The organism is Micromonospora musae (assembly GCF_003626545.1).
Taxonomy (GTDB): Bacteria; Actinomycetota; Actinomycetes; order Mycobacteriales; family Micromonosporaceae; genus Micromonospora; species Micromonospora musae.
On record NZ_RAZS01000013.1, the window covers coordinates 108797 to 124680 of the forward strand.

The 15884-nt window shown below is 74.1% G+C and carries 14 protein-coding genes; 9 read left to right on the forward strand and 5 right to left on the reverse strand.

Features of this window, described 5'->3' with window-relative positions; translation table 11 throughout:
- Nucleotides 1-223: 223 nt before the first annotated feature.
- The 5 genes from D7147_RS28140 (at nucleotide 224) to D7147_RS28160 (ending at nucleotide 7063) form a co-directional block, all read left to right on the forward strand.
- On the forward strand, nucleotides 224-1138 hold the full coding sequence (locus D7147_RS28140; protein ID WP_120683002.1) for a fructosamine kinase family protein: 915 nt from the start codon (nucleotides 224-226) through the stop codon (nucleotides 1136-1138).
- A complete protein-coding gene (moaA, locus tag D7147_RS28145) occupies nucleotides 1135-2148 on the forward strand; it encodes a GTP 3',8-cyclase MoaA (protein ID WP_120683004.1) in 1014 nt (337 codons plus the stop codon). Before D7147_RS28140 ends, moaA begins: the two co-directional genes overlap by 4 nt.
- Before the next feature lie 14 nt (nucleotides 2149-2162).
- On the forward strand, nucleotides 2163-2426 hold the full coding sequence (locus D7147_RS28150) for a MoaD/ThiS family protein (protein ID WP_120683184.1): 264 nt from the start codon (nucleotides 2163-2165) through the stop codon (nucleotides 2424-2426).
- A gap of 10 nt (nucleotides 2427-2436) precedes the next feature.
- Nucleotides 2437-3681, forward strand: a complete 1245-nt coding sequence (locus tag D7147_RS28155) for a metallophosphoesterase (protein WP_120683007.1) — start codon at nucleotides 2437-2439, stop codon at nucleotides 3679-3681.
- 187 nt (nucleotides 3682-3868) lie between these two features.
- Complete coding sequence (locus tag D7147_RS28160; RefSeq protein WP_120683009.1) at nucleotides 3869-7063, forward strand: UvrD-helicase domain-containing protein; 3195 nt, start codon at nucleotides 3869-3871, stop codon at nucleotides 7061-7063.
- Nucleotides 7064-7145: 82 nt separating this feature from the next.
- On the opposite strand, the gene D7147_RS28165 is transcribed toward D7147_RS28160, so the two are convergent.
- Nucleotides 7146-7784 carry a prepilin peptidase gene (locus D7147_RS28165; RefSeq protein WP_120683011.1) on the reverse strand — a complete coding sequence of 213 codons (639 nt, stop codon included), beginning with the start codon at nucleotides 7782-7784 and terminating at the stop codon, nucleotides 7146-7148.
- Between the two features lie 10 nt (nucleotides 7785-7794).
- On the reverse strand, nucleotides 7795-8772 hold the full coding sequence (locus tag D7147_RS28170) for an EamA family transporter (RefSeq protein ID WP_233563530.1): 978 nt from the start codon (nucleotides 8770-8772) through the stop codon (nucleotides 7795-7797).
- Between the two features lie 135 nt (nucleotides 8773-8907).
- Here D7147_RS28170 and D7147_RS33745 point away from each other — a divergent pair, with 135 nt between their 5' ends.
- The gene (locus tag D7147_RS33745; protein WP_407663395.1) at nucleotides 8908-9717 is read left to right on the forward strand and encodes an LppU/SCO3897 family protein; all 810 of its coding nucleotides are present in this window, start codon (nucleotides 8908-8910) and stop codon (nucleotides 9715-9717) included.
- 163 nt (nucleotides 9718-9880) lie between these two features.
- Nucleotides 9881-11122 carry an ATP-binding protein gene (locus tag D7147_RS28180; protein WP_120683015.1) on the forward strand — a complete coding sequence of 414 codons (1242 nt, stop codon included), beginning with the start codon at nucleotides 9881-9883 and terminating at the stop codon, nucleotides 11120-11122.
- Between the two features lie 27 nt (nucleotides 11123-11149).
- On the opposite strand, the gene D7147_RS28185 is transcribed toward D7147_RS28180, so the two are convergent.
- On the reverse strand, nucleotides 11150-11695 hold the full coding sequence (locus D7147_RS28185) for a GNAT family N-acetyltransferase (RefSeq protein ID WP_120683017.1): 546 nt from the start codon (nucleotides 11693-11695) through the stop codon (nucleotides 11150-11152).
- Nucleotides 11696-11829: 134 nt separating this feature from the next.
- Here D7147_RS28185 and D7147_RS28190 point away from each other — a divergent pair, with 134 nt between their 5' ends.
- Nucleotides 11830-12378 carry a DoxX family protein gene (locus D7147_RS28190; protein ID WP_120683019.1) on the forward strand — a complete coding sequence of 183 codons (549 nt, stop codon included), beginning with the start codon at nucleotides 11830-11832 and terminating at the stop codon, nucleotides 12376-12378.
- Nucleotides 12379-12594: 216 nt separating this feature from the next.
- Nucleotides 12595-14037, forward strand: a complete 1443-nt coding sequence (locus D7147_RS28195; RefSeq protein ID WP_120683022.1) for a glycosyltransferase 87 family protein — start codon at nucleotides 12595-12597, stop codon at nucleotides 14035-14037.
- Nucleotides 14038-14130: 93 nt separating this feature from the next.
- Here the strand turns inward: D7147_RS28195 and D7147_RS28200 are convergent, their stop codons facing one another.
- Both D7147_RS28200 and D7147_RS28205 read right to left on the reverse strand, forming a co-directional pair.
- On the reverse strand, nucleotides 14131-14559 hold the full coding sequence (locus tag D7147_RS28200) for a molybdenum cofactor biosynthesis protein MoaE (protein ID WP_120683024.1): 429 nt from the start codon (nucleotides 14557-14559) through the stop codon (nucleotides 14131-14133).
- Nucleotides 14556-15815, reverse strand: coding sequence for a molybdopterin molybdotransferase MoeA (locus D7147_RS28205; protein WP_120683026.1), 1260 nt, complete (start codon nucleotides 15813-15815; stop codon nucleotides 14556-14558). The genes D7147_RS28200 and D7147_RS28205 overlap by 4 nt, the downstream gene beginning before the upstream one ends.
- Nucleotides 15816-15884: the final 69 nt, after the last annotated feature.

The following is a 15884-nucleotide window of genomic DNA, read 5'->3' on the forward strand; positions in this document are numbered from 1 at the left end:
CGACCGGGCGGGTACGCTCCGCAGCCCCCTGTGGACGACACGCCCGTCGTCCACAGTCACGCAGCGTGTTTTCCCAGCTCAGTCCCGATCACGACCACTCATCCGGGTGCGCCTGCCGCACGCGGGTACGAGGGCGCGCGGAGCCGGGCGGGCGGCTCTGCGCAGCGGCAGCGGACCGGCCGGTGGCGGGCGGAAGGTCGGTTGGACAAGTTACGGTGCGGTAATGGACCTCGCGTATCTGCGGGCGCACCCGGCCCAGCTGCCGACCTTCCTCACCCACCAGCGGATCCGCGAGACCCCGGTCTCCGGCGGTGACATCTGCGCCGCGTCCCGGCTGACGCTCGACGACGGTCACTCGATCTTCACCAAGACCTGGCCGGAGCGGACCGACCGCCCCGCCCCGGACGGCTTCTTCACCGCTGAGGCAGCCGGGCTGCAGTGGCTGCGGGACGCGGCCGCGGTCCCGGTGCCGGAGGTGATCGTGGCGCTGCCGGAGCTGCTCGCGCTCGAGTGGGTAGAGCCCGGTGAGCCGACCCCGGAGGCGGCCGAACGCCTCGGCCGGGACCTGGCCGCCCTGCACCGGGCCGGCGCGCAGAGCTTCGGAGCGCCCTGGAACGGCTTCATCGGGGCGCTGCCGCAGGACAACACCCCCGACCACGGCCCCTGGTCGCAGTGGTTCGCGAACCGGCGGCTCACCCCGTACCTGCGCCGCTCGGTGGAGAACGGCGCGCTGACCGCCGCCGAGATCTCCGTGGTGGAGAAGGTCGTCGAGCGGATCGGCGAGTTCGGCGGCGACGAGCCGCCGGCGCGGATCCACGGTGACCTGTGGCCGGGCAACGTGCTCTGGGCCGCCGACGAGCGGGCCTGGCTGGTGGACCCGGCCGCGCACGGCGGGCACCGGGAGACCGACCTCGCCCAGCTGGCGCTCTTCGGCGGGGCACCCTACCTGGACCGCATCCTCGACGCCTACCAGCAGGCCTGGCCGCTGGCCGACGGATGGCGGGAACGCGTGCCGCTGCACCAGCTGCACCTGCTGCTCGTGCACAGCGCCCTCTTCGGCGCCACCTACCGCGATGCGGTCAACCGCACCGCCCGTTCCGCCCTCACCGGGCTCAACCACGCTACGGTCGACCGGTGAAGGCCGCCCACCCGCGCGACGGCGTCCTCGTCGACCGGTACGACCGAGTCGCCCGGGACCTGCGCGTTTCGTTGACCGACAAGTGCAACCTGCGCTGTACCTACTGCATGCCGGCCGAGGGGCTGCCCTGGCTGGCCGGGCCGGAGCTGCTCACCGACGACGAGATCGTGCGGCTGGTCGGCGTGGCCGTGCGGCGGCTGGGCGTGACCGAGGTGCGGTTCACCGGCGGCGAGCCGCTGATCCGCCCCGGGCTGGTCGGCATCGTGGCCGCGGTGGCCGCGCTCGACCCGCGTCCGAGGATCTCGCTGACCACCAACGGCATCGGCCTGGACCGGCTCGCCCCGGCGCTGCGCGCCGCCGGTCTCGACCGGGTGAACGTGTCGCTGGACACCCTGGACCCCGACCGGTTCACCGAGCTGACCCGCCGTCCGCGTCTCGACGCCGTACTGGCCGGCATGGCCGGGGCGGCGGCCGCCGGCCTCAGCCCCGTAAAGATCAACAGTGTGCTGATGCGCGGGGTCAACGACGACGAGGCGCCCGCGCTGCTCCGCTTCGCCCTCGCCCACGGCTACGAGCTGCGGTTCATCGAGCAGATGCCGCTGGACGCGCAGCACGGCTGGGACCGGGCCGCCATGGTCACCGCCGACGAGATCCTCGCGTCGCTGCGGCGCGAGTTCGACCTGCGTACCGATCCCGCCGAGCGGGGGTCGGCGCCGGCCGAGACCTGGCTGGTCGACGGCGGCCCGGCTCGGGTCGGAGTGATCGCCAGCGTCACCCGCCCGTTCTGCGGCGACTGCGACCGCACCCGGCTCACCGCCGACGGACAGGTCCGCGCCTGCCTCTTCGCCACCGAGGAGTCCGACCTGCGTGGCGCGCTGCGTGCCGGGGCGGACGACGAGGACCTGGCCGACCGCTGGCGCCGGGCGATGTGGGGCAAGCGGGCCGGTCACGGCATCGACGACCCGACCTTCCTGCAACCTGCCCGGCCCATGTCGGCGATCGGAGGGTGACCGTGACTGACCGGATGTCGCCGACCACCACCGCGACGCTCACCGTCCGCTACTTCGCCGGGGCACGGGCCGCCGCCGGCCGGAGCGAGGAGCTCGTCCCGGCCGGGGAGTCGCTCGACGGCATCGCCGCTGAGCTGGCCTTACGTCACGGCGAGCGGCTCGCGGCCGTACTGCGGGTGGCGAGTTTCCTCGTCGACGGACTGGTCTGTCATGATCGACGCACACCGCTGCCGGCCGGGGCGACGATCGACGTCCTGCCCCCTTTCGCGGGCGGCTGAGGGAGGACGTGTGCTGTCGGCTCTGGGGTTCGTGGGCACCCTCGCCCTGATCACCGGCCTGCTCCATCTCTACCTGTGGAAGCGCCTGGTCCGGGACACCACCCGGCCGGGGCGCTGGCGACGCATCGGCGGCATCGTCGCCGTGGTGCTCGCCGTGCTCGTGCCGGCCACGATGGCGGGTACCCGGGCCGAGCTCTACTGGCTGGCCTGGCCCGGCTACCTCTGGCTCGCGCTGATGTTCTACCTGCTGGTGCTGCTGCTGGCGCTCGAGGTGCCGATGCTGGCGGCCCGGCTGGCGCTGCGCCGCCGGGTGGTCACCGCCGAGCCCACGACCGCCGCTCCCGAGCCGGTGCTGGTGGGCGGCGCCGGGCCCGCCGACCCGCCGGCCGCCGCGGCGGTCGACCAGCCCGACCACGACCCGTCGCGCCGGTTGCTGCTGTCCCGTGGGGCCGCCATCTTCGCCGGGCTCACGGCCGCCGGGATCACCGGGTACGGCGTCCGCACCGCCCTCGGCCCGCCCGAGCTGGACCGGGTACGCATCCCGCTGGCGAAGCTCCCCCGCAGCATGGACGGCCTGCGCATCGCCACGGTCTCCGACATCCACCTGGGACCGCTGCTCGGCCGGGCACACACCGAACGCATCGTGGCCACGATCAACCGGATCGACGCGGACCTCGTGGCGGTCGTCGGTGACCTCGTCGACGGCACGGTCGCCGAACTCGGCGAGGCGGCGGCGCCGCTGCGTGATCTGCGTTCCCGCTACGGCAGCTACTTCGTGACCGGCAACCACGAGTACTACTCCGGGGTGGAGGAGTGGGTGCAGGAGCTGGACCGGCTCGGGCTGCGGGTGCTGCAGAACCGGCGGGTGGAGGTCCCCGCCCAGGGCGGCGTACTGGATCTGGCCGGCGTCAATGACGTCTCCGGCAGCGGTACCGGCCTCGCCGCCGGTCCCGACTACATGGCGGCGCTCGGGGACCGGGACCCGTCCCGCCCGGTGGTGCTCCTCGCACACCAGCCGGTCGCGGCGGTGGAGGCGGCGAAGTACGGCGTGGACCTGCAACTGTCCGGGCACACCCACGGTGGACAGATCGTGCCGTTCAACCTGGCGGTCGGGCTGGAGCAGCCGATCGTCTCCGGCCTGGGCGAGGTAGACGGCACGAAGGTGTACGTCACCAACGGCGCCGGCTTCTGGGGCCCGCCGGTCCGCGTCGGCGCGCCACCCCAGATCACCCTGGTGGAGCTGCGCACCCCCTGACCCCGCGCCCCTCCCCGCTCCCGCCTGTTGATCATGAAGTTGTTGCTCCGACACGCCGATGCAGCCGGCAACAATTTCATGATCAACTCGTTGAGGGGCGGGGTGGGGTGGGTCCCGGCTGAATTGCGCTTGTCACGTGTGTGCGTGGCGGCGGGCGGGCTCCGGGCCTGACGTGACAGGATGCGGCGTGCCTCCGTTCAGCGCCGTACCCTCCGGTGGCCGCCCGCCGTTCGTCGCGGACCTGCACATCCACTCGAAGTACTCCCGCGCCTGCAGCCGCGACCTCACCCTGCCGAACCTCGGCTGGTGGGCCCGGCGCAAGGGCATCGGACTGCTCGGCACCGGCGACTTCACCCACCCCGCCTGGTACGACCACCTGCGTGAGACCCTGCACCCGGCCGAGCCCGGTCTCTACCGGCTCAGCCCGGAGGCGGAGCAGGACATCGCCCGGCGGCTGCCACCCCGGCTGGCCGGTGCGGCCGAGAGCGACCCGGTCCGCTTCATGCTCAGCGTGGAGATCTCCACGATCTACAAGCGGGACGACCGCACCCGCAAGGTGCACCACCTGATCTACCTGCCGGACCTGGACTCGGTGGCCCGGTTCAACACCGCGCTCGGCCGGATCGGCAACCTCGGCTCCGACGGCCGGCCGATCCTCGGCCTCGACTCCCGGGACCTGCTGGAGATCACCCTGGAGGCGAGCGCCGACGGCTACCTGGTGCCGGCGCACATCTGGACGCCGTGGTTCTCCGCCCTCGGCTCGAAGTCCGGCTTCGACGCCATCGCGGACTGCTACGCAGACCTGGCCGACCACATCTTCGCCGTGGAGACCGGCCTCTCCTCCGACCCCGAGATGAACTGGCGGGTCGGCAGCCTGGACGCGTACCGGCTGGTGTCCAACTCGGACGCGCACTCGCCGCCGGCGCTGGGCCGGGAGGCGACGCTCTTCGCCACCGACCGCGACTACTTCGCGGTACGCGACGCGCTGCGCACCGGCGACGGCCTCGCCGGGACCGTGGAGTTCTTTCCCGAGGAGGGGAAGTACCACGCCGACGGCCACCGGCTCTGCGGGGTCAACTGGGCTCCGGAGCAGACCCGCGCGGCCGACGGACGCTGCCCCGAGTGCGGCAAGCCGCTCACCGTCGGTGTGCTCAGCCGGATCGAGGAGCTGGCCGACCGCCCGGCGGGTCACCGGCCGCAGCAGGCCCGCCCGGTGACCCACCTGGTGCCGCTCGCCGAGATCCTCGGCGAGTTGAACGGGGTGGGCGCCCGCTCGAAGAGGGTCGACGGGAAGCTCAACGACCTGATCGCCGCCCTCGGACCGGAGCTGGAGATCCTGACCGGCACGCCCCTCGACGAGATCGCCCGGGTCGGCGGCGAGCTGCTCGCCCAGGGGATCGGCCGGCTGCGCCGGGGCGAGGTCCGCCGGGTTCCCGGCTACGACGGCGAGTACGGCGTCATCACGCTCTTCGATCCGGCGGAGCTGCGCGGACGGGCCGGCGGAGCGCAGGCGGAGACGCTCTTCGACGTACCGGTGCCGGTGCAGCGGCGGCCCGCGGAGCCGGCCGCGAAGGCACGGGCCAAGCGCCCGGCGGCGGCCAAGGCCGAGCCGAAGCGGAAGGCCGCGCCGCCGCCCCCACCGCCGATCGCCCCGCCGCCCTCACCACACGAGCCGTTCGAGCCGATGCTCGCCGGGATGGAGGAGGTCGGCACCGGGCTGCTGGACCGGCTCGACGCGATGCAGCGGGTGGCCGCCTCCGCGCCGGGCGGGCCGCTGCTCATCGTGGCGGGGCCGGGGACCGGCAAGACGCGGACGCTGACCCACCGGATCGCGTACCTCTGCGCCGAACTGAACGTCTTCCCCGAGCGCTGCCTGGCGATCACGTTCACCCGGCGCGCCGCTGAGGAGCTGCGGCACCGCCTCGACGGCCTGCTCGGGCCGGTCGCCGAGGACATCACGGTCGGCACGTTCCACTCGCTCGGGTTGAGCATCCTGCGGGAGAACAACGCCGCCGCCGAGCTGCCGCCGGACTTCCGGATCGCCGACGACGCCGACCGCGCGGCGGCCCGGGTCGAGGCGGGTGACGACGCGGCCGCGTACACCGCGTTGCTGCGCAAGCAGGGTCTGGTCGACCTGGACGAGCTGCTCACCCTGCCGGTGGCGCTGCTGCGGGCGGACCGGACGCTCGTCGAGCGCCACCGGGACCGCTGGCAGTGGATCTTCGTCGACGAGTACCAGGACGTCGACGCGGTGCAGTACGAGCTGCTGCGCCTGCTCAGCCCGCCGGACGGCAACCTCTGCGCGATCGGCGACCCGGACCAGGCCATCTACTCGTTCCGGGGCGCCGACGTCGGCTACTTCCTGCGCTTCTCCCAGGACTTCACCGATGCGCGGCTGGTCCGGCTGAACCGCAACTACCGCTCCTCGGCGCCGATCCTCGCCGCCGCCGTGCAGGCGATCGCGCCGTCGTCGCTGGTGCGTGGCCGCCGGCTGGACCCGGCCCGCCTCGACCCGGAGGCCCCGCTGGTCGGACGCTACGCGGCGGCCTCCGCCGCCGACGAGGCGGACTTCGTCGCCCGTACGACCGACGAGCTGGTCGGCGGGCTCTCCCACCGGTCGCTGGACTCCGGCCGGATCGACGGCCGGTCCACCTCGCTCTCGTTCGGCGACATCGCGGTGCTCTACCGCACCGACTCCCAGGCAGCGCCGATCGTGGACGCGCTCACCCGGGCGAACATCCCGGTCCAGAAGCGCTCGCACGACCGGCTCCGGGACCGGCCGGGCGTGGCGGCGATCGCCCGCGAGCTGCGGCACGCGTCCGGGCTCGGCGGCGGCCTCGCCGCCCGGGTACGGCTGGCCGGCCAGGTCGTGGCGGAGCGCTTCGCAACCCCGACGCTGGACGGCGCGGGCACCGTACGCCCCGAGGACGTCCGGACGGCGGTCGACCTGCTCACCCCGCTCGCCCGCCGCTGCGGCGACGACCTGGAGCTCTTCCTCTCGCAGTTGGCGACCGGCGCCGAGGTCGACGCGCTCGACCCGCGCGCCGAGGCGGTCACGCTGCTCACCCTGCACGCCGCCAAGGGGCTGGAGTTCCCGGTGGTCTTCCTGGTCGGCGCCGAGGACGGGCTGCTGCCGCTGCGCTGGCCGGGCTCGACGCCGGACGAGGAGGCCGTCGCCGAGGAGCGCCGGCTCTTCTTCGTGGGCCTGACCCGGGCGCAGGATCGGCTCTACGTGAGTTCCGCCGCGCGCCGCATCCGGCAGGGCACGGAACGGGATTGCGCACCGTCGCCCTTCCTGGACTCGATCGACCCCGGCCTCTTCGAACGCTTCGGTGACGCCGAGCCCCGCCGCCCCAAGGACCGCCAGCTCCGCCTGCTCTGAAGCATCCGGCCGCCCGGGCCGGCCGCGTCGCCGTCGATCCGGGCGGCGGGCACGACGGGCGGCAGGAGGGGCGGGCGGTCGCTCAGGCGAGGAGCGCCGCGAGCCAGGCTCCGGTCAGGATGGCCGGACCGAACGGCCACCCGGTGTCCCGGCGGATCCGCCCGGCGAGCAGTTGCGCCAACGCCCAGAGCCCGCCCAGCACATGCGGCAGGGCCAGCCCCCAGGCGAGGGCCGGCCAGCCCAACCAGCCGAGCGGCAGGCCGAGCGCGGCGGCGAGCTTGACGTCGCCGAAGCCGAGCCGCGAGCCCGGGAGCAGCGCCAGGAGCACGTACCCGGCGAGCGAGATCGCGGCGCCGGCCAGGGCGGTCGAGAGCCGGGCCGCCTCGCCGCCGGCCGCTGCCACCGCGCCCAACCCGAGCGCGCCGGACGCCGCCGCCGCGGCGACCAGTGGGTCGGGCAGCCTGAGGCAGTCCAGGTCGACCGCGGCGAGCACCAGGCCGACGGCCGCGATCACCAGGAGGACGGGCAGCGCCGGGTCGTCGCCGCGGGCGGCGACGAGCCCACCGAAGGCCACCCCACCGGCGACCGCGAGGCCGAGGCGAGGCCGCCTGGGACGCGCCACGCGCGGGTTCGGGACGACGTAGCGGCCCCCGAGCGTGGGGGCGACCGATCCGGCGAGCACCCCGAGGAGCACCGCGACGGTCAGCGGGCCGGCGGTCACCGGCCGGACGCTACCGGCGGGATGTCTCCGGGGTCGCCCCGGCCGCCGAAGGCGCGGTATCCGGTCTGCTCGTCGCGCCTCGACCCGGGCGCTCGGTGCTCACCACCAGGGCCACCCCGGCCACGATCACCGCGCCGCCGAGCAGCACCTGCGCGGTTACCGGCTCGGCGGCCAGCACCGCGCCGAGGGCCACCGCCACCGCCGGGTTGACGTAGGCGTACGTCGAGACGAGCGAGAGCGGCGCGTTGTGCAGCAGCCAGACGTACGCGGTGAAGGCGACCAGCGAGCCGGCCACCATCAGGTAGCCGAGCGCGAGCCAGGAGCGGCCGCTCACCTCGGCCGGGTCGAAGCCGCGCAGCTCGCCCCGGCCCACCGAGAGGACGATGAGCGCCACCGCACCGGCCGCCATCTCGTAGACGGTGGCGACGAACGGATCGGCGGGCATCCGGAGGCGGCCGGAGAGGAAGGAGCCGATCGACCAGCTGGCCGCCCCGGCGACCACGGTGAGCGCCCCGCCCAGGGGCACCGCGTCCGCGCCTCCGCTGGGCAGCACGAGCAGGACCAGCCCGACGAATCCGAGGCTGACTCCGGCGAAGGTCCAGATCCGGGGGCGGTCGCCGGTGGCCGAGCGGAGCAGCACCACCAGCAGCGGCACCGTGGCGACCAACAGTGCGGCGATGCCGGAGGGCAGCGCGACCCCGGGCGGCCCGGACTCGGCGAGCACCACGAGCCCGTTGCCGCCGGCGAGCAGGAGCAGCCCGACCAGCCCCGCCGAGGCGAGCTGCCGCCGGTCGACCCGGAGGGCGCCCGCGCCGCGGCGGATCCGCAGGACGAGCGCGAGCACCAGAGCGGCGGCGGCGAACCGGGCCGCCGCCGAGGCGAGCGGCGGCATGGTCTCCACCGCGATCCGGATACCCAGGTACGTGGAGCCCCAGAGCAGGTAGACCAGGAGGAGCGCGGTCCAGACCAGGGTGGGGGTCGCGGTCACGGCCCGGCCGGACGGATCGGCGGCAGGGGACGGACGAGAGGGAGTCGAGGCCATCGTCGGTCCACGCTACGGTGACCTCGGTGTCGGCGTCCCGCCTTGGTGGCCGGCCTCTCACCACTGTCCAGGAGGGCGTTCATGGCGAACTACGGATCACCGGGTGGCGAACCCCCGGACCCGTGGCGCGGGCAGCGACCTTATCCGGGGTACCACGGTCAGGAGGCGCAGCGGCCGGCCCGACCCGAGCCGCACCACGACGAGCCGCAGTACACCGAGCCGCCGTACGGCGAGCCGCGCCGCGACGGCCGCTACGACGCCGAGCCGCGCCAAAACGGCCGCTATGACGCCGAGCCGCGCCGCGACGGCCGCTACGAGGAGCAGCCCTACCCGAACGGCGGGCACGCCACGGCGGGACCGCAACGGGCGTACGAGCCCGCGCCCGAGTGGGACCCGGTCGGCGGCCCGGTGCCGTACGCCGGGGCGCCCGCTCCGGCGCGGCGTCGTCACGGGCCGCTGATCGTGGTCTCGGTGGTCGTGGTGCTGCTGGTGCTGGCCGCCGGTTCGACGCTCTACCTCCTGGCCGACGGGGACGAGCCGCCGCCGGTGGCCGCGCCGACCAGCGCGGTCCCGTCCCGGGCAGCGGATCCGGACGTACCCGCCCCGACGGCCCCGGCGACCGCGGCGGCACCCGAGTCGTCGGCGGACCCCCGCTTCGCGAAGGTGGGGCAGTGCGTCCGCCACGACGGCACCGCGAACGGGAAGCCGAAGCTGCTGATCGCCGGCTGCGCCGCGAACACGTACGAGGTGCTGCGCCGCTTCGACGGCACCACGAGCGGGGAGAAGGACGCCGAGACGAAGTGTGCCCAGGTCCGGGGCTACACCAACTGGTACTTCTACGACAGCGAGCTGGACACCCTCGACTTCGTCCTCTGCCTGAAGCAGCGGTAGGGCACCGTCGCAAGGCGCGGGGTCGCCACCGGTAGCCGAAACTAGGGCTTTCTAGCATGGACGCTAGAGAGCCCTAGTTTTATGTCGAGAGTTCTCGACACGCCGGTAGCCCCATCTATCCATGTCTAGCCTCGCAGCTAGACAGCCCGATACTCTGCGATGCGTGGATCCGGTCCGCAACCCGTACGCCCCGGGCGCCGGTCAGCGTCCGCCCGAGCTCGCCGGGCGGGGGCGAGAGCTGGACGTCTTCGACATCGTGCTGGAGCGCATCGCCCGAGGACGGCCGGAGCGGAGCCTGATGCTCACCGGCCTGCGCGGCGTCGGCAAGACGGTGCTGCTCAACACCCTGCGCTCGCAGGCCATCAACCACCTCTGGGGCAGCGGCAAGATCGAGGCCCGACCCGATCAGTCGCTACGCCGCCCGATCGCCGCCGCGCTGCACATGGCGGTCCGGGAGCTCGCACCCCGGCACCGCGCCCCGGACCGGATCGACGACTTCCTCGGCGTACTCAAGGCGTTCGCGATGCGCGCCGCACCGACCGCCCGCGGTGGTGCCGCGCCGAAGTTGCGCGACCGCTGGCAGCCCGGCATCGACGTGCCCGCGAGCAGCGGCCGGGCGGACTCCGGCGACATCGAGATCGACCTCGTCGAGTTGCTGACCGATGCCGCAGCGGTCGCCAGCGACGTGGGCACCGGTGTCGCCATCTTCATCGACGAGATGCAGGATCTCGGCCCCGAGGACGTCTCGGCGCTCTGCGCCGCCTGCCACGAGCTCTCCCAGCTCGGCGCACCGCTGATCGTGGTCGGTGCCGGTCTGCCCCACCTGCCGGCCGTGCTCAGCGCCGCGAAGTCGTACTCCGAACGCCTCTTCCGCTACCAGCGGATCGACCGGCTCGACCGGATCGCCGCCGACCAGGCGTTCTGCGCCCCGGCCGAGCGCGAAGAGGTCGAGTACGAGCCGAAGGCGCTCGACCTGCTCTACGAGAAGTCCGGCGGCTACCCGTACTTCGTGCAGGCGTACGGGAAAGCCACCTGGGACCATGCGCCGCGCTCCCCCGTCACCGCGGCCGACGTCCGGGTCGCCGCCCCCGAGGCCGAGGCCGAGTTGGCGGTCGGCTTCTTCGGGTCCCGCTTCGAACGGGCCACCCCGGCCGAGCGCGAGTACATGCGGGCCATGGCCACCCTCTCGCTGGTGGAGGCCGAGTCGGGGGGCGAGGTCCGGGACGACATGGACGCCGCCGTGCCGACGGCGGAGATCGCCCGCGCGCTCGGCCGCAAGCCGGCCAGCCTCTCCCCGGCCCGGGACGCCCTGATCAAGAAGGGGCTCATCTACTCCGGCGAGCGGGGCACCGTCGCGTTCACCGTGCCGCACTTCGGCCGCTACCTGCGCACCCAGCCGGCCTGAGGCCCACCCCATCGGCCAGGCGGCGAGTCAGACCTTCGCCCAGGGCGGCGGAAAGACCACTTCACCCTGGGGCGGTGCGGCCGCGTCACTGGTCGCCGGCGGCAGCACCAGCGCCTGCCACGGCTCGCCCAGCCCGGACCAGGGGCTGGTCAGGCCCATCCGATCGGCCCGGCTGAAGCCGAAGCGGCGGTAGTAGGCCGGGCTGCCGAGCACCACCACGAGCCGCTCACCCAGTTCGGTCGCGGCGTCGAGGGCCGCCTGCACCACGGCCGTGCCGTGACCGACCTTCTGCCGGTGCGGCGCCACCGCCACCGGGCCGAGGGTCAACGCCGGCGCGGAACCCCGATCGGATTTCACCCGTACGCGGGTGAGCAGCGCGTAGCCGACCACCTCACCGCCGTACTCGGCGACCATGGCGAGTTCGGGCATCCACGCGTCGCTGTCACGCAGCTCGTTGACGAGCCCGACCTCCGGCGGCGCGGCCACGTCCGGGCGCGCGAACGCGGTAGCCAGCACCCGGCGGACCGGGCCGGTGTCGGCCGGGCCCTCGGGTCGAAGCCGCAGCGTGGTCACCCGCGCGAGGTTACCCGTCGGGAGCGGTCCATCAGCGACGGTCGCTCGAATCGGCGTGGCGCGACGTGCACGTACGCCGATCCGGATCGGCGGTTGCCGGGGTGGCCAGGGCCGCGACGGGGTATGACTGAGCCATGAAACCCGTACGCTCCCTCGCCCGCGCCATGTTGAGCGGCATCTTCGTGGCCAGCGGGTATAGCAACTTGACGAATCCCGGCCGGTTGGTGCCCGCCGCCAAGCCGATCACCGACCGTGTGGAGCCACTGCTCGAGCAGGTCAACCCCCGCATCCCGACCGACACCGCGACGTTGATCCGGGCCAACGGCGCGGTGCAGATCGGCGCCGGGCTGCTCTTCGCCACCGGAAGGCTCACCCGACCGATGGCGCTGGTGCTGGCCGGCACGCTGGTGCCGGTGACGCTCGCCGGGCACCGGTTCTGGGAGAACGAGGACGCCGCCGCGCGGGCCAACAACCGGGTGCACTTCCTGAAGAACCTCGGGCTCTTCGGTGGGCTGCTGCTCGCCGCCGCCGACACGCAGGGCAAGCCGGGGCTCCGCTGGCGTACGGGCCACCGGATCGGCCACTCCCGTAGCTCGATGCGGAGAGCCGTCCGCACCGCGCGGCGGGAGGCCCGGGTGGTGACCGCCCGGGCCGCGAGCACGGCCCGTCGACTGCCGGGCTGACCTGCGTCGATGCCTCCCCTCGACACCACCGCACCCCACCCAACACCACGAATCACCTGAACCGCCCGCTAGGCGTTAACGCGGTGGAAATGTCAAAAACATGTGTGGGATCGGACACGGTCGCATAACGCGGGAGGCACTAACGTGAGTCGCCGTTCTAGGCTCCGTGCGGGACCTGGACGGGTAGGACGAGCTTGGTACGGGGGTGGCCACGCCATGCCGGCGACCGTCGGGAGACGGGCGGACCGCCTCGCCACAGTCCGACGCGTGACGAGCCGCGTCGATCGCGGAATCGTCGTACGGGTCAGCATCGTGGCCGCCGTCGCCTACGCCGCCTGGCTGGCGATCGGCGCCTTCGGACGGCCGTACAACTTCTTCGACATGAAGATCTACCACGGCGCGGTGGTGTGGTGGGCGACCGGACACGAGCTCTACGAGTTCGTCGCGCCCGAGACCACCCTCGGTTTCACCTACCCGCCCTTCGCCGGCCTGGTCATGCTGCCCATGGCGCACCTGCCGATCGAGGCCGCCGGGATGGTGAACGCGCTGGCCAGCCTCGCCGCCCTGGCGGTGGTGCTCGCCGGCCTGCTGCGCCCGATCGTGGACCGGCTCGGCTGGTCACTGTGGTACACGGTGGCCCTGGCCGTACCGCTCGCCGCCGCCATCGAGCCGTCCCGGGAGACCCTCGGCTACGGCCAGGTCAACCTGCTGCTCTTCGCCCTCGTCATCGCCGACCTGATCGGCCTGCGGTGGCGCTCCCGCCGGGGCACGCACGTCGCCCCCGAGGACGGCCCGTTGCTGCGCTTCGTCTACAGCGGGGCGTGGGCCGGTGTCGGCATCGGACTGGCCACCGCGGTGAAGCTCACCCCGGCCCTCTTCATCGTCTATCTGATGATCACCCGGCAGTGGCGGGTGGCGACGACCGCGATCGCGACGACGATCGGGGTGACGGTCGGCAGCTTCGCCATCGTCGGCGTCGAGTCCCGCGCGTACTTCGGCGGCGTCCTCTGGCAGACCGAGCGGGTCGGCGCCGCCGACATGACGCCGAACCAGTCCCTCGCCGGCCTGCTCGCCCGCCTCTACGACTCGATCGAGACCCCGGGGCTGCTCTGGTTCTCGTTCTCGGTGCTGATCCTGGCGCTGGGGCTCTCCCGCGCCGCGCACTCGCACGCCGACGGTGACGAGCTGACCGCGTTCACCCTGGTCGGGCTCACCGCCAACGTGATCAGCCCGATCTCCTGGACGCACCACCTGGTCTGGGTCATCCCGGCCATCATCGTGCTGGCCGACGCCGCCGTACGACGACGCGACGCGAGCCGGGGGCTCGCCCACCGCTCCGGGGCGGGCGGGCCGTACTCCGGGCTACCCGGGGTCAACGGCCTCCGCCCGCCGATCTGGTATCCCACGTTGACCGGGCTCCGCCACGGTGTCGCCGCGATCGCGCTCTACCTGCTCGTGCTGATCTCGCCGATCTGGCCGTACGAGCACCAACTGCCGGAGGAGTCGCACTACCAGGACGGTCTCTTCGGCGCGCTCATGGAGAACTCGCTGGCGTTGGCCCTCATCGTGCTGGTCGCCGCGATGCCCTGGCGGCCGGGGGCCGAGCCGGTCTTCTACGCCGACCGGTTGGGCCGGCAGCCCGCCGCCGCCCGCCGCTGACCTCGCCACCGACCTACCCGCGCCGCTGCCGGTGGCCGGCGTACCGCCCGGCGGATCCGCCGACAGACCGCGGGGCGGCTCGGTGGCGACCCGTCAGGGGCAGTTCACCCACTCCTCGCTGCCGTCGGCGAAGACCTGGTGCTTCCAGATCGGCAGGCGGGCCTTCACCTCGTCGACCAGCCGTGCGCAGGCGGCGAAGGCGGCGGCCCGGTGCGCCGTGCTGACCGCCGCGACCAGGGCCGCGTCACCGATGGCCAGGGCACCGATGCGGTGCGAGACGGCCACCGCGTACACCTCGGGGTCCGCAGCGACCTCGGCGGCAACCTCGCGCAGGATCCGTTCGGCGCTCGGGTGCCCCTCGTACTCCAGGCTGGTCACCGCCCGGCCGTGGTCGTGGTCGCGGACCACGCCCTGGAAGGAGACCACCGCGCCGGCGCGCGGATCGGCGACCGCCGCCTCGTGCGCGGCCAGGTCGAGCGGCTGGTCGGTGACCGTGCCGTGGGCGAGCGTCGGCGCGGTCATGCGGCACGCTCCCCGCTGCGCAGCGGCAACGGCACCACGGGGACCCGACTCCCCACCTCGCCGCTGCCGCCCGGCCCGATCACGGCGAAGCCGTCGGCCCCGGCGAGCCCCCGCAGCATCGCCGAGCCGACGTGCCGAACCGGATGGGCGGTGCCGGCGACCCGGTCCAGGCGGACCAGGGCGAGGTGGGTGTAGTCGCCCCGCCCGGGCACCGGCTCGGCCAGCGTGGCGTGCGGCAGCTCCGGCAGCTGCCGGCCCTGGAGGCCGGCGAGCAGCGGGGCGACCAGGGAGACCAGCGCGACGATCGCCGACTGCGGGTTGCCCGGCAGACCGGCCACGAAGCGGACCCGCCCGTCCGGCCCGGTCAGCCGGGCCAGCAGCATCGGGAACCCGGGCCGGACGGCCACGGTGTTGACGACGTACTCAGCGCCCAGCTCCTCGAGCGCCGGGTGCAGGTGGTCGACGGGGCCGTGCATGGTGCCGCCGGTCGTGCAGACCAGGTCGGCGTCGGCGAGCGCCGCACGCAGCGCCGCGACGTGCGCGGGGAGGGTGTCCTCGACCGGGCCGATCACGTCGGCGGGGCGGATCTCGCAGCCGTACCGGCGCAGCCAGGCCGGCAGCGACGGCCCCAGCGCGTCGCGGACCTGCCCGGCCGCGGGCGGGCCGGCGGTCAACAGCTCGTCGCCGAAGACCAACAGCGCGGCGCGTGGCGCGCGCCGCACCGGCAGCGTGTCGTATCCACAGGAGGCGGCGAGGCCGATCACCGCCGGGTCCACCGACGTGCCGGCGGGCAGGAGCTCTTCCCCGGCGTACGCCTCCTCACCCGGCTGCCGCCACTCCGGCGCGCCGCGGGGGGTGCCGACGACGCGGGCGTCCGACGTCCGTTCGGACTCCTCGATGCGCAGCAGCGCCGTGGTGCCCTCCGGCACCATCGCGCCGGTGGCGATCTCCACGGTGGTGCCGTCCTCGGTCAGCGCCGGCGGAGTGCTGCCGGCCAGCACCCGACCGACGACCCGCCACGGCCCGGATCCCCGTACCGCCCAGCCGTCCACGCTGGCGGTGGGGAAGGCCGGAAGGTCGGTACGCGCGGTCAACGGCTCGGCGAGGGTCAGTCCGTCGGTCTCGGCGAGCGGCCGGGCGACGACGGGAAGCGCGGCGGCGAGCCCGACCGCGTGCACCCGGGTACGCGCCTGTGCCCACTCGGCCGGCGGCGAGGCGACGGCGTGCTCCGCCGTCGCTGCGGTTTCCGTGCTCACCGGCCGAGCCTATCCGGGTGGGGGCCGCTGCGCCGGGGCAGTCGACGCGCCGGGCCGCTCGGTGGCCGC

Coding starts and splice junctions, on each gene's coding strand:
- D7147_RS28195 (WP_120683022.1), top strand. CDS start 12,595: ATGCCGGCGACCGTCGGGAGACGGGCGGACCGCCTCGCCACAGTCCGA.
- D7147_RS33745 (WP_407663395.1), top strand. CDS start 8,908: ATGGCGAACTACGGATCACCGGGTGGCGAACCCCCGGACCCGTGGCGC.
- D7147_RS28140 (WP_120683002.1), top strand. CDS start 224: ATGGACCTCGCGTATCTGCGGGCGCACCCGGCCCAGCTGCCGACCTTC.
- D7147_RS28200 (WP_120683024.1), bottom strand. CDS start 14,559: ATGACCGCGCCGACGCTCGCCCACGGCACGGTCACCGACCAGCCGCTC.
- D7147_RS28150 (WP_120683184.1), top strand. CDS start 2,163: ATGTCGCCGACCACCACCGCGACGCTCACCGTCCGCTACTTCGCCGGG.
- D7147_RS28190 (WP_120683019.1), top strand. CDS start 11,830: ATGAAACCCGTACGCTCCCTCGCCCGCGCCATGTTGAGCGGCATCTTC.